The 13489-nt window shown below is 53.7% G+C and carries 13 protein-coding genes; 1 reads left to right on the top strand and 12 read right to left on the bottom strand.

Annotated features, from left to right (window positions below):
- Positions 1-132: 132 nt before the first annotated feature.
- From MMW58_RS07920 to MMW58_RS07890, 7 genes are all read right to left on the bottom strand, one after another.
- Entirely contained in the window at positions 133-717 is a 585-nt protein-coding gene (locus MMW58_RS07920; RefSeq protein WP_241723079.1) for a DUF2514 family protein, read from the bottom strand.
- Positions 714-1343 carry a glycoside hydrolase family 19 protein gene (locus MMW58_RS07915; RefSeq protein ID WP_241723078.1) on the bottom strand — a complete coding sequence of 210 codons (630 nt, stop codon included), beginning with the start codon at positions 1341-1343 and terminating at the stop codon, positions 714-716. The genes MMW58_RS07920 and MMW58_RS07915 overlap by 4 nt, the downstream gene beginning before the upstream one ends.
- The gene (locus MMW58_RS07910) at positions 1333-1638 is read right to left on the bottom strand and encodes a phage holin family protein (RefSeq protein WP_241723077.1); all 306 of its coding nucleotides are present in this window, start codon (positions 1636-1638) and stop codon (positions 1333-1335) included. The genes MMW58_RS07915 and MMW58_RS07910 overlap by 11 nt, the downstream gene beginning before the upstream one ends.
- On the bottom strand, positions 1625-2029 hold the full coding sequence (locus MMW58_RS07905; RefSeq protein ID WP_241723076.1) for a putative holin: 405 nt from the start codon (positions 2027-2029) through the stop codon (positions 1625-1627). Before MMW58_RS07905 ends, MMW58_RS07910 begins: the two co-directional genes overlap by 14 nt.
- 137 nt (positions 2030-2166) lie before the next feature.
- On the bottom strand, positions 2167-2832 hold the full coding sequence (locus MMW58_RS07900; RefSeq protein WP_241723075.1) for a DUF7736 domain-containing protein: 666 nt from the start codon (positions 2830-2832) through the stop codon (positions 2167-2169).
- Positions 2816-3010 (bottom strand): hypothetical protein, encoded by a 195-nt coding sequence (locus MMW58_RS07895; protein ID WP_241722958.1) that lies wholly within the window; start codon positions 3008-3010, stop codon positions 2816-2818. Before MMW58_RS07895 ends, MMW58_RS07900 begins: the two co-directional genes overlap by 17 nt.
- A 9-nt stretch (positions 3011-3019) precedes the next feature.
- Positions 3020-5098 (bottom strand): hypothetical protein, encoded by a 2079-nt coding sequence (locus MMW58_RS07890; protein WP_241723074.1) that lies wholly within the window; start codon positions 5096-5098, stop codon positions 3020-3022.
- Between the two features lie 152 nt (positions 5099-5250).
- Between MMW58_RS07890 and MMW58_RS07885 the strand changes: the two genes are divergently transcribed.
- The gene (locus tag MMW58_RS07885) at positions 5251-5547 is read left to right on the top strand and encodes a hypothetical protein (RefSeq protein WP_241723702.1); all 297 of its coding nucleotides are present in this window, start codon (positions 5251-5253) and stop codon (positions 5545-5547) included.
- Between the two features lie 30 nt (positions 5548-5577).
- Here MMW58_RS07885 and MMW58_RS07880 read toward each other — a convergent pair whose 3' ends face one another.
- The 5 genes from MMW58_RS07880 to MMW58_RS07860 are packed head-to-tail and all read right to left on the bottom strand — an operon-like array spanning position 5578 to position 13484.
- Positions 5578-5958: a hypothetical protein gene (locus MMW58_RS07880; RefSeq protein WP_241723073.1), complete on the bottom strand. Its 381-nt coding sequence runs from the start codon at positions 5956-5958 to the stop codon at positions 5578-5580.
- The gene (locus MMW58_RS07875; protein ID WP_241723072.1) at positions 5955-6284 is read right to left on the bottom strand and encodes a hypothetical protein; all 330 of its coding nucleotides are present in this window, start codon (positions 6282-6284) and stop codon (positions 5955-5957) included. Before MMW58_RS07875 ends, MMW58_RS07880 begins: the two co-directional genes overlap by 4 nt.
- On the bottom strand, positions 6281-9055 hold the full coding sequence (locus tag MMW58_RS07870; protein ID WP_241723071.1) for a hypothetical protein: 2775 nt from the start codon (positions 9053-9055) through the stop codon (positions 6281-6283). The genes MMW58_RS07875 and MMW58_RS07870 overlap by 4 nt, the downstream gene beginning before the upstream one ends.
- Complete coding sequence (locus MMW58_RS07865) at positions 9055-10968, bottom strand: hypothetical protein (protein ID WP_241723070.1); 1914 nt, start codon at positions 10966-10968, stop codon at positions 9055-9057. The genes MMW58_RS07870 and MMW58_RS07865 overlap by 1 nt, the downstream gene beginning before the upstream one ends.
- Positions 10968-13484 (bottom strand): hypothetical protein, encoded by a 2517-nt coding sequence (locus tag MMW58_RS07860; protein ID WP_241723069.1) that lies wholly within the window; start codon positions 13482-13484, stop codon positions 10968-10970. The genes MMW58_RS07865 and MMW58_RS07860 overlap by 1 nt, the downstream gene beginning before the upstream one ends.
- Positions 13485-13489: the final 5 nt, after the last annotated feature.

Here is a 13489-nt window from a genome sequence, read left to right as displayed (position 1 = left end):
TGTTACGGCTTTTACGTGCGGGCGGTTGCCGGACGTTAAATCATTCCCACTCGATTATTTACGGCATTCATAACCAATTGACTGGAAACATATTTTAACGGATCCGTCTTTCACGTACCGTTTTATATACCGTCACCGGGAAACTGTACCATGTGAAATACCACGCTCAGAAGTCACCGCGTCGTAGGTGCGCTCGCAGGTTTTCCCGGACTCGTAAGCTCTGTCAGCTGCTGCTGCATACTCTCCCGCTGCCTTGTCAGATTTGCTGAGCAACTGGGCAAGCAGTACGGCGGCCTCTCCCCTTGCCTGGCCGAGGGCGGCAGTTGCGGAAAGCCTGCTGGTTTCACTTCGCCCGAGTTGGTGCTGGAGATATGCGAGCTGCTGCTGCAGGCCGTCAGCAGCACGCTGAGCATTATCGGCATCAGCCTGAGCTTTTGCCAGAGCTTTCTCACCATTGGTTTGTTCCTCATCTGCGGCAGCCTGCCGGTTATGTTCTTTCTCGCGCTCAACGTCATTCCGGAATGCCTGCGCCAGCGCATCGGACTTGTCACGTTCAGACCATTTGATTTGCCAGCTCTGGTTTGCAGCGTCCTGCCCGGCGCTGTAGCGCGCATCGCCATGCATATTCCAGGCAATAATGATGCAGACCACGACAACAACAGCAACCGCGGCGCTGGCGATCTGTTTCCAGTATGATTTCACGAATGCCGAGATCATACCGACAGCGCCTTCTTAGCTGTCAGGAAGCGCGCCTGGCGGTCATCGATACCGTTTGACCCACCATTGATAATGCGCGTCACCCGGGCGATGTCGCCGGTATATTTCAGGCAGCCATTCGTCACGTAGAACCATGCCGCGCTGCGCGCCGCGTAATCGTCCTGCGCCAGCAGTTCAGGCTGTGTCACCAGATCAACCTTCAGGCCGGTACCGCAGTTGAGGTAATTAGTCAGCCCTGTGATCTGGATAAGACCGCGGCCACGGAAGTTATAGCCATCGCCAGGACCTTTATTACCGTTCCGCTTGTTGTACACCAGGTTGGCGATCGCCCGCTGCCGCGCCAGTGGCAATGATGGTTCACCCTGCCGGCGGCCGAGCGAGTTCGCCTGGTCCTGAGTCAGCCGCCCGGCGCGCACAAATCCCGCCAGCCCGGCGACGCTGTAGTTGAAGTTCTCCACCAGGCTGCTGAACCCGGCGCTTTCATGCCCTACCTGGGCGATGAACATCGCCTGATCTTCAGGCTTGCTGATGCCAAACTCTTTCATGGCTGCAACGATATGCGGATGCCAGCGCGTGGCCAGCGCCAGACTGACGCCCGCGGCTTTCTGAAACTGGTTAATGTCCATGTTGGGACCTCGATATTTTGAAAATTTGTACGACGTTGCCGCGGGTTTTCAGCACTGCGGCGAACATGACAGCATTGATAACCACCTCTGATAAATCGGCAGTCATGGGGAAGTGATAGAAAAATGAATATGCCGCACGGACCGGAATACTGGCAGCAGACACAATGAGGAAGTAGGCTATCCATCCTCCCCACCGGCGGTGCCGTGATCCGTTGCGCTGGAAAAGCATCACCCGAAGAGCGATACCTCCGCAGATAATGGCGTTAGCAATAAGCAGCAGATCATGGCCTGTCATCGTCTTTTCCTCCCGGGATTAAATCGCGCGGATTATCAGAACGGTGATACAGCCAGATGCCAACCCGGACAGAGACGATTGACGCGACAAATGCGCCAGCGGAATACACGATCCCGCGCTCGAATGAGTCCTGCGTTATTGTGGGGAACAGACTGGCCATACCGATGAGGATGGATGCCGTTGGCTTGTAGAAGAGAAGACCGCAGAGAAAGCTGAGAAGGGACAGAAGAACGCGGCGCCTGATAGGGTACTCGATCGCAGAGGTAACAAATATTACCGCCCCGGCCAGTGAACCTAACGCCACTTCTGGCGGGACTCCGGCGACAACAGCCGCCAGCGCGCCGTAGCTAAGCCCCTGATTTATTGTATCAGCGGTTAGCGTTCCTGACATGATGACCACCGTTTACTGTGCATGATGAACCTCATGAAGTTGGTAAGCTCATCATACACAATAAACCAAATATGAATAAACGGTAATAATCAATGTGGTTTATCTGTTAGTCATTCATTACATCTATTGCCGGAAATCTATAGCAAATTGAAAAAATCTGCTCTGTATAATCCGCTTATCTTCTCCTGTCCGATTGACGGCAGTTCAGAATTAACGATTTTACGGCCAAGGCGTTTTTCAAGGTCGGGATAGAACTTACCTACATCCCCCAGAAGTTTGCCCGTATAGCCTGTAACGATGACGGCCTGCTCTGGGGTTAGTATGGTTTTCGCCCCCGGATTTTTTACCGGGCACAGGAGCTGAAAGTCAGCTTTATACATGTCTTCCAGATGTGAGCGAGTCAGCTTTTTCATGGCTGCATTGGTGATTTTTACTCCTTTGCGTGCGCCCACATCATTCCTCAGCTCATGGGGCTTACAGACCGCAGCACCAGTGTAGCCCGCAATGATTACAGCCTGCTCGCGGGTGAATTTGCGCAGCGGGTCAGGCTGCCCTGGTTCACCCTGCGGAACCTCCGCCCCCGGTGCGGCTCCTGCCTGAGGGGCCAGCTCCGCGTGAATCTTGCGGAGATTTTCATAAAGCTGCTTGTTGTCCTGCATCTGGTATTTCAGGAGCTGAGATGTTGCTTCAAAAAGCTCATTACGCACGACGCAGGCTTCCATTCTGGCAACACAGAGCTCAAGCTGTAGGTTGCGGTCAGGCGATTTTTGTTCTGCCGGCTGTTGTTCAGTCTTGTTTGTCATTCATCGTATCCTCATATTGTTCGCTGTATTGCTCGCCCAGTGCCTGCGCAGCTGCTGCTGCCATCAGTTCAGAATCGTAATCTGACGGTTTTACCTGTGACTGGAAGGGCAGTCCGTATTCATTTGTGTAAATTCCATTAAGTAAATCACCTGTTATTTCATAGGTGAATGTCGGCATAATTCCCCCTTACGATACATGGTCAAATACCTGCCATGTTGAACCATCGAATTTGACCTTAATCGTTTTTCTGGCGATGGTGGTGGTAAATGTATAAGGCGTATTCCCGTTAACGTTTACATCACCGGTTATTTTATATGTCCCTGGACTGACTAATACCATCTCATAACCATGTCCGACACGATGAGATGCCGCCGGAGGCATTGTGATAGTCACTCCTGCAGCGGTTACCCATATATCCGGATACCATCCACTAAGGGACACATCGGCAGAAATGATTAATGTGCGATTAAACCTCCTGTAATTCTGACCGTTTGGCCCAATAGCCATAGTTGAGTTAGCCAGGGTTACATCAGTTAAATCGTCACTGGAACTCCAGAGCATGGAATAGATATTTTTTGTACCAAAGCGGGAGCCAACGATTGCATCAGAGTTTTCACTGAAGCCAATTCTAGGCGTGCGCCCGTACAGTTCCGTGCTGGCAGAGTGAAAGTTAATCTGCGAATCCTGAGCCCTGAAACCGTAGGTAAATCCGAAACCGTTCAGGTTGGAGCTTCTTGCAAAATACGCCGCTGTGATGTTCTGGGTGGAGTTCGGCAGGGTCACGGTATCGTAACCCACGATACTGCCCGTTACGGCCTTTTTCGACGAGAGCCCCATCTCGATACCGGTAGCATTGGTGATATCAGAGTTTTCGGTAACAAAAAGGTTGAGGTTCGCTACGTAAATTTTGGTGATGTATTCCGTATAAAGACCCACTCCGCTCGCCGGTGTGGTTGTTGATGTTTTAGAGTCGGCCCACATATCGACAGTAATAATACCGGTGACCGCATTAACATCCTGAACCAGACCGATGCAATACGGTGCATGCATCGTTCTGATATAGTAACCCACCTCTAATTTTGCGAGCGTCATGGCATAGACAACGGGGTCAATCTGCGCCGTTGTGGCGGTATAATTTGCGCTGGCGACATTGTGATAGCTCTGCCGTTCCGGGCTGGTGTTATCCAGGTAAACCGGCACCGATTCATAAATATCATATGCGCGCAGCTCCTGTGCGCTCGCCACCCCCATTAACGGGATATTAAAGCCCTGACCCGGAACGGGCTGCCCTGCGCGAACAGAAAAAAGGCCCGCATTTCGTCGAATACCATTACCGCAAAGGCCAGCAATATGCAGCCCACCGTTTAGTAATAAATGCCGGTCTGAGGCTTCCCCCATCGCATTATAAAGAGCGGCATCATTTATTGAGTCATAGCCGAGATATGGCAAGGGGGCCCCAACATCAGCAAGCGTCCTCATCCGGGAAAGGACATCTCTTACAGAAAAATATGATGTATCAGCTACGAGATCGCCGCCAAGCCCCTCTTCATCTGAGGCAAGTTTAATGGCGAGGTCTGCGGTATCCGTCATAGAAAATACCGGTATCTGCCTGCCCTGACTATCCCAGCCAAAGATTGAATCTCGTCTGGCTGAGACAGGCGACAATACAGGTATGCTGCTTTCTGGTACGCGTAAAGTGCGTTGCAGATTAACGCTTATTTGAGACTGAAGATTATCGTCAGCAGCCTGACGCTCGGCAGCCTCTTGCGCAACTTCAACATCCACGTAATTTTTCGTTGCCGCATCCTGCGCCTGTGACGGGTCACGTAGGTTTCGAATTCTGTTATTCTGCGCGTCGTAGTAATTCGCCAGCCATGAGGGTTTTTTAAGGGCAAGACCAGACCACCATCCATCGATCTGCTGTACCAGCATCGTCAACTTATCGAATGCATCTTCGTGGATCTCCGGGAAGAAACCGCCCTGATTGCGAATGCTGGTTTCCTGAGTTGCCGGAACGCTACGTTCGAGAGAGATTTTATAGCCGTCAGGCAACGGAGTATTGAGTACAATCTTACCGCCAGGATAGCGGTTGACGCCGGTAACGCTGTAGTCAACGTCAAGCGTCAGCGTCGTGATGTTTTCTGATGTGTCGAGCGTTTGAACAAAGAGATCGCTCTTGTCCATTATGCGGAACGTGAAATCGTACTGCGTGGTGGCGCCGTTCCCGGTGTACTCGTTACGGCTTACCTGCGTTGAAACTGTCATAGTTTGCTCCAGTGGTCAGCGCTGGCGCGCGTGCATTAGAGACATTCTATTACCCATCAAACCATATATGAATAAAACATAGACATCACCTCGCTATTATTACCTTAATGGTAAATAAAACAGCACTGGAAATGCGTCTTTTGTTTTGCTATATGTATATATATACAGTTATTTCAGGAGTTTTCTTAATGCCGCAGCAGTACCATCATCCACTCGAAGATGGGTTCACGGAGAGAATTCACACGCCGGCGGGCGTCCGATCTCTGGTTGAGAGGTCAAAACTTATGGACCTTTTAAGAGAGCTTGAAGCGGACGGGCACGACGTCGGCGGCGCGGCCGCCGAACTGGTTGCGCTGGTCAACTACGTGACGAGCTCGCAGGTTTCTATGCGGGACCTGCAAACCCACCTCGACTACTGCGCCCTGCAGTTGAAGCAGCAACTGAAATGATAAAGGCCGCCGCAGCGGCCTTATTAAAAATTATGAAACGCAATTATTACCACGCCAACTAATGTTTTTTATTATTTTGTCTGCCCCGAACTCTACAAAAACAGTGCATGCAAGGTCAACAGAGTAACCACCTGTTGTATATGCATTTGTTGTTGCATGTACACTATTCCCTACCGAATATGCATTTGTGTTATATGTGGTTGTCTCCGGGATAGTTAAAAATCCAGACTTGGAATAGACGTAAACCCTGTTGCCGTCAGGAGAAGTTAGCTCACCATTAGGATATCCCCAGTTTTCAATCATGGCATCAATGGATTGTCCTTTCCAAGATGCCATGTTTTCTTTGAACTTAGCAGCACTTTGGCAACCAGATACAGCAAGTGCAATCGCAAGAAGTATAATCTTATTCATATTAAAGACCTTTTATAGTTTTCATCCCTTATTTCTGCGATTTTATCGACTGAAGATTCAAAATCTTTACCAAACTCTTGGTAGCAATGCTTATCAAGCATTCTCTTTATTTCCGATGCATGTTCTAAACTCATACCCCAACAGCCTATAGCGCATCCAACTATAATCCCTTCAAAGAGCGCCGAACTTTGATATAAGTATCGGAAAATAACATCACCGATAGAAACCACTAAAAAAGTAACAGAAGCCCATCCTGCTATTTTTTTATTACGTTCCGCGGAATATAACATTCCTGAAAGCATTTCTATTTTTTCTATAGATTTCATTCACCCACCGCCTTACCTAAATCCGGAGCTCTCCGTGGCGCTTCTTCGCCAGGCTCCCACCAGCTCGTTGTATTGAACTCGCGCATCGCGCGGTCGCGCACGCGGGCGTTATACCCAGGGTTTGCCATCTCCTGAAGTTGCTGCAGGATCAGGTGATTGGTTATCGCTTTTGTATACCACAGGTTGGCAAACGGCGTAATCATCCTGGCGGTTTTTAATGCATCAGCTGTGAAAGTGGTATCTTCTCCGGCCATCGCTTTCTGCGAGTTCGTCAGTATCGTTTTTGAAAGCTGCTCGGCAAACCCAAGCACAGGGCCGCCGACGATACCGGCGATGCTGGAGCCATACTGCGTATGGTCCTGGAATAGAAAGTCGCCGTAAATACCGAATGATCCGCCCTTAAGCAACGCTTGCAGCCACGTCTGCGGCTTTGTCATATCCAGAGGGTCATTTCCAGACAGCAGCGCGTTCATCTGGTTGGCGAACATCCCCGCCACAGTGGTACCGGCAATATAGGACGCCAGATATTTTACAGCCGGCAACGTTTCTAGATCCTGCGCGCGGGTTACCAGTTGCCGCATGCCGGCCATTGGCGTTGTTTTGAAGAGCATAAAGCTTTTCAGGAGATCGCCGGAAGTATCACGAGCAAACGTATCCAGCCCGGTTGCCGTCGTGACAGCGCTGGTCATCTCACCGTGGGTTATCCCCAGGAGATGCTGTGCCGCGTCAGCACGGGCGTTGCGCACCATACGGCTTACCGTCTGCTCAACTTCGGCGTCAAAGGCCTCTTTCAGCGTCTGACGTTTAGCATCGGTCATATCGCCCAGCGCCGCCAACGCCTGATCGCTACCGGCGCGAACCTGTTCTATTCTGTCAGCCAGGATATTGCGGATAGCCTCATCGGGAACATCATAGATCGCGTCGGGCGTCATCCCCTTATGGCCGTTAGGTGTCAGCGGCCGCAGCTCGGCGGCGTTCATTATGGCCCAGTCTTCCGGCGTCCAGCCTTTGTTAGCCAGCACCGCACGATCACTACCGGTCAGCGCATCCAGGGATTTATATTTACGGGATAGCTCGCCGATATTTTTAAACATCAGCAGGCCGAAAGAGGCCTTGTTTGCCCGGTCCATTGCGATCAGCCCGGACCATTTGAGTGTCTTCTCTGCGAACCAGCCAGTGATGCCGCGGGAAAGGTCAAAGCCTCCCATCTTCGATACCACAGCGGCATGCGCATCAACCAGCAGACCGAGCTCAGCATTGGCGCGTTTCGCATCGCCGTTAAAGAGATTGCGCAGAGTATTGGCCGATAGCCGCATCCCGTTGCGGTCGAAGCCCAGCGCCTGCGCATTGGCGCGCATGATGGCCTGATCACTGGCGGCGGTGAACACGCTGGTACCGAGCATTGCCGAAGTCATCAGGTTACGCAGGCCACCGACAGCAGAGGAAAAAACGCTTGACGATGCAACCCCGTTCAGACCGGCCATAGAGTTAAACATCCGCTCTACCAGTTGACGCTGATCATTCATCGTCCCGACATCATGGCCGCCGCCGGCGGTAGACGTCGCACGTTGATAAATCTGGTCCATCAGCAGCTTGAAGTTGTTGGCCGAGTCTGGACCAAACGCCTTTACAACGCCGAGATCCCGTGACGAAGATTGCAGGTGCGACATCATAACACCTACTACCGGCTGCTGGGTGTATCTCTCCATGTACGCAAAATGCGACTGTGCATCCTTGAACGACATCACCCTGCTCTGTGATCCGCGGTTCTTTATGCCACCGCTTCCCATAAAGGATCCTGGGTCAATCTTGTTGGCCCCTTCCGTCACTTTGGTTTCGTAGATGGCTTCCAGCGCCTGGCGATACTCGATATCGTTCATCGGGCTGCCGTCGAGATTCACATACTGCGATCGGTCTTGCGTGTTCCATACGTCATCAACCCAGGCCTGCCGCGCGAAGTCCTGCGGGGGCTGTCGGCCAGCAACGATTGCAGCAGCGCGCTCATTCAGCGGAAGAGATGAAAGCCACTCATCACGCCCGGCGGCGCGGATAAGCTCGGCATCATCAACGTATGGCAGGTGCCAGTCATCACGCAGGCCTATATCAAACCCGGAATCATTCATTTCCTGCCGGGCCCGACCAGTGACATCGCCCCAGACCTTAGCGATTTTTTTCGCCGCCGGGTTGCCGGTATCTTCGCCGTAAATCTCTTTCAGGATCTGCAACTGTCCAGAACGTGACGCTTCCCGGTCAAACGGAAAATAATTGCGTAGACGCTGCTCCCCGAGCGCCTGACTCTGGTAAAAAAATTTCTGTACATCGTCGCCGGCGGCTGTCAGTTCTGCGGAAAGTTGCCGCGTCCAGTCCTGGTAAGCGCCGGTAGCCATCTCTTCTGCGGAGACAACATTAATGTCCTGTTGTCCGTCACGCCCGCGGCGCCCGGAAAAAACAAACTGCTGAAGCGCTATCGGAGTCTGCTCATTCTCTGGTATGGCGTTACTCAGCGTCTCGCGAACTTTGGCGATCGCAATGGCATTCTGCGCCACGCGCTGGCGTTTTTTGAATACCGCATGCACAGCCTGCGCAGCGGCAAGTTCTGCCGCCTGGCGGTAGGTTTCCGGGTCAGGGATGCCGGTCTTCCCTTCCCTGGCGTTGCGGCGCGCGATGACGCGCACGGCATCTTTAATGCGGTCTTCGATATTTTTAATTTCGTCCGCTTTCGGCTGGCGCCCCAGCGTATTGGCTACGGCATCAATACAGGCTTGTTTCATCACGGATTCCTCAGGAAGCAGGAAGCGGCCACAGAGTAGGCGCGGGATTCGTTTTTAACGGTGGCGATCTGGTTGTCCAGATCGGCGAGCAGTTCTGAAAGCTTCACCGGCTGCCCAGTGTCAGGATGAGCGACGGTGATATCCGGCTCAACGCCGGCAAGATCGCGCGCCGCCATCAGGTCGTAGCTACCTGAGGAAATAGTTTCTCCCGTATCGGGATCCACGCTGACCTGTGAACTGTCTTCTTTCCCGGTAAAGGCGCTATTGTCGGTCATTCTCGCCGGCGATTCACTGCCAGCATCTACCATGGTTACCGGTATTCCGTTTTCACGATATACCTGTTCCATCGCTGCGCGCTGCTCTGATGCATCGACGAGCAGATCAGGACGCACAACGCCATCAAGCCCGCGCGCCTGCATACCGACATTCACCGGCTGCCCGGCCATCAATTGCCTTGCGGCCTCATCCATCGCCGCAACGTGGCTGTTAATGCTGGCTTCGCTACCGTGCAGAACCGGCGCGGACTCAATATCATAATGCAGCCCTTCATTCAGGGAATGCGCCGCATCGATATCGCTGGGCCTGGTTGATGATTCCGGGATCAGTCCGCGCATACTCTCCGGGATAATGCCTTGCTCCAGTCTGGACAGATCAGAGCGCGCATCGTAGAACCGGCCGCCGGGTGTGCTGTCTGCAAGTGCCTGCCTGCTGGGATCAATCCTGCTCTGAATTTCCTGCTCTCTCTGCTCGAGCACTGTCAGTTCACGATTACGAATGCGGCGGCTGCTGCTGTTCCCCGCGCGTTGGTCACGCAGTGCCTGGCGCTGTTCTCCTATCCGTGCAATTTCATACTCTGCCCGATGTATCTCGTCGGTGAGAGCTTTACGGTCACCACGAGATAAAACCTGCCCGGCCAGTTGCTGCAATTCTGCCAGCCGTGAATCATACGTCGCACCTGGCGCACTGGCATCAGCATCAGCATCAGCATCAGGCACAACACCAGATTCCTGCGCAGGTGCAACTTCCGCCTGGTCAGGAGGTGCCGTTTCTGCTGTTACCGTGGTATCCGGCAGCGGCGTAGTTCCGTCATCAATTGTCGGCGGCGCATCGGCCCTGGCGTCAACGGAGTTACCGCGCGCTGCGAAGTGATGCGCCCCACCGAATGCCGCGCCGAGCACGGAATCGATCAGGATGGCCTGACCGTCAAACACACGGTACTGCTTAGCCATATCTGCATAGCCGTTCTCTTCCAGCGTCTCACCGACGGCAAAGCGGTTTAAGCCACCGAATGCCGTATTGATACCTACTCCAGACAGTAACCGCGTCGCCAGCCCACCGCCGACCGCCGCCGGTAACCCCATCCCCACCGCGTTAAATCCGCTCTGCTCTGCGGCAACGGCGCGCGCGGTCTGTTCATCAACACCCTTTGCTCGAGCATCCTGATAGGCCTGCTCGTAAGTGCTTCCCGCCGCCGTCGCTGCGCCGACCACCGGGCCGCCAATAACTGAAGCCCCGATCGCCGGCGCAAACTGGCCCAACCCGTGAATGACCTGGGCGGCCATGCCCTGACTTCCGGCCTCGGGCTTGATGTATTCCCTGGCGCTGCTCAGTTGCTTACCGAAATCGTCATATGACTCATTCAGCGCTTTGTCGGCATCCGGGAACATGACGCGGAAGATGTTGATGGTAGGTGCGACATTGTCGGTAAATGCCGGGTCACTGATCAGTCGCTTACTGAATCCTACGGCAGACTGAGCCAGGCCCAAAGTACCCTCTCCGGCGCCGCGGAAAAATGCCGACGCGCCACCCTGAAATGCTGACGGTTCGAAGTCTTCAGGGCGTGAAGGTTTTTCCTGTGCCTGATCATCCAGCCATACCTGGCCCTCCGGGACCAGAGAAAAAAGGTCTGACATTATTCAACCCTCACAGTGACCGGCTGGTTAGTCCGCGGATCTGTCGCCCAGCGGCCGCTGCCGTTGACGAGGCGATACTGGTTATTGCCGACATTGACCGCCTTAAAGTTTTCCAACGATGAAGGGTTTAATCCCGCCTGCGTCATTGCCTCTCGCCCTGCGGCCGTGTACCTGTCCCGGAAGGTGGTCTTATCCATACCGAATGGCATCACTACATCACTGCCATTCAGCCCTTTGTACACGCCACCAGTAGCATATTGCGCGGCTTTCTCTGCAATATCACTGTCGGGAGAGACCGTATTAGTTTTAGATGCATCGCCGGACTGATAGGCAAGTGCCGCGTATGCTGACCGGAAATTACCCCACGCCACCTGCCGCGCCTGCGCGCTGTAGGAAAAGGCGTTGCCGACCTCTTTGTCGAAGTAGGTTTTGAGCTTTTCATCTGAAGGAATGCTGACCGCGCCGATCCCCGCATCCTTCATCGCTTTAGTGGGATTCAGCATCTGATCACCGGCCAGCACCGTTTTAGCGACATCATATTTATCAAGCGTCGGCTTGTAGGATACGAACTGGCTGTATGGGATGATGCCGCTGCGGTTGTCGTACTGGTTATCCTGCTGGCCAAGCAGCAGCGCTGCGTATGCGGTTCCTGGGCTGCCGGGTGCAATAGAAGATGACACGCTTCGCAATGCCTGCGGCGGCAAAGTCCTGCCAAACTGCTGAAGAAGATTAACAGCCTGGTTAACGTCGGTGGTGCTACGCACGGCATCGGTGATCCCCTGCGTCTCCTGCTTAGACAGCAGCGGCGCGGTGATGCCAATGGCCTTTAACTGGTCTTGCGCTGCAAAGCGGTTTTTAACCTCAGCAGCGATAGTTTCCGGCGTCCCGTTGCTGATTGGCTTGAAGGCGCCAATGTCCACCGCCGCCTGGTACGGGTCGGATTTACGCTGGCTGATAATTCGATCAGCTGCGGCCTGCACATGGTCGTACGCTGCAGCACGCCCGGACAGCCCCTCGCCGTTACCAACCTGATTTTTCAGATCGCCAACGTACTGCTGAATGGATGCTGTAGGCATTGTGCGGAAAGAGCCGATATATTGCCCAGCGACGCGTAGGTTTTCGAAATCACTGAAGCGCTGAGAGCCCTCGCGATAGCCGTATGCGTTGATGAAGTCGCCCTGTGATGGCGGGCTATCAAACTGGATCCCCTTCAGGTATGCAGCTGATGCATCCTGCACGCGGTCAACCAGTTGGGCCTTGAACTGCGTACGGGCCTGATTGCGCAGCTCATTGGACTGGCGCAGATAGGCCGCCTGCTGCTGCGGGCTTGCAGCATCGAATGCAGCATTGCCTGAATACCGCTTTGCCGATTCGAGAGTGTTTAACCCGAGTGCTGCCGACACGCCAGTATTCAGTTGCTCTTCGCTGTATGGCTGTTTGCCGTTTTCATGCTTGATGATCCCGGAGCAAAGTTGCCGCAGCGTGTTGATGTCACTCATGTTGAGCTGATCATCAGGATTGACACTCAACTGCTTACAAAGGGCCGCGATATAAGCCTGCGTGTTATTCCCGTCACTGGCTGGCGCCCAGCGATTAACGATCTCGCTAACTGTGTCGTAACCTTGTCGCTGGTACGCCAGCAGGTTTTTGCCCAGCGCGCGGATCCCATGTTCAGGGGTGACAAATTTAGCAAAGCGGCCATCACTGCCAGCCTGGCCATCCCAGGAGTTAGAACCGGCTTCAATGTTGCCAGGGTTGTTATTGCGAACGCCGCGGGCATCTGACGAGTTACCGTGAGCGACTACGCGCGGCGCCCCGTCATTATCACCCGGCTCGCCATTCTGTTGCATAAACTGCTGGTATTTCTGGGATGCCGCCGTGCTTAATGCACCGTCTGCCGCCTGCTCTTTCAACTTTTCGCGCTCGGCAACGATTTGCTCCTGGCTCCATCCGTGCGCTGCAGCATACTGATCAATCGAGTCGAAACCCATCTTCACTGTGTTAACGAACGCTGCATTGTCGCCGTACAATCCCTGAGACTGCGTAACAACGTTCTGCTTGATAGCGGCAAACTGCTGATCCTGGAACTGCTGAAACTGGTTCACCTCATAGCGGCGCGCCTGGTTCTGGTAGGACTGCAGCGATTGCCGGAACTGTAGCGCCAGTTGCTGACGCGCTTCACCATCCGGCAGGGTACCGAGCAGGTCCTGTGCCTTCTGCTGCATGTTCTGCATGACCACGTCGCCCTGGCCCAGCGCAGCTTTACCCTGCTTGGTGATCAGCCCGTTCTGAGGGTTGTTAATCTGGTCATCACCAAATTCATTAAGTTGCAGCAGCGCATCCTGACTTAGCGCCACATCAGCCTTGCGCTTTTCTTCCGCTATTAGGTTAACGGCGGTACCGGCGGCTTGCTGGATACCCTGTACGAGGGGGTTCTCCGGCACGCGTAGATTTGCGGTCATTACCGGGGCTGCCTGCGTCTGGCTATGGCGCTGATACTGCGGAACGGTTGGCATAGTCT

The sequence above is a fragment of the Klebsiella sp. HC6 genome (assembly GCF_022605325.1).
GTDB classification, from domain to species: domain Bacteria; phylum Pseudomonadota; class Gammaproteobacteria; order Enterobacterales; family Enterobacteriaceae; genus Klebsiella; species Klebsiella terrigena.
The sequence above is the reverse complement of the archived record's forward strand: the minus strand, read 5'-3'. Positions and strand labels throughout refer to the sequence as shown.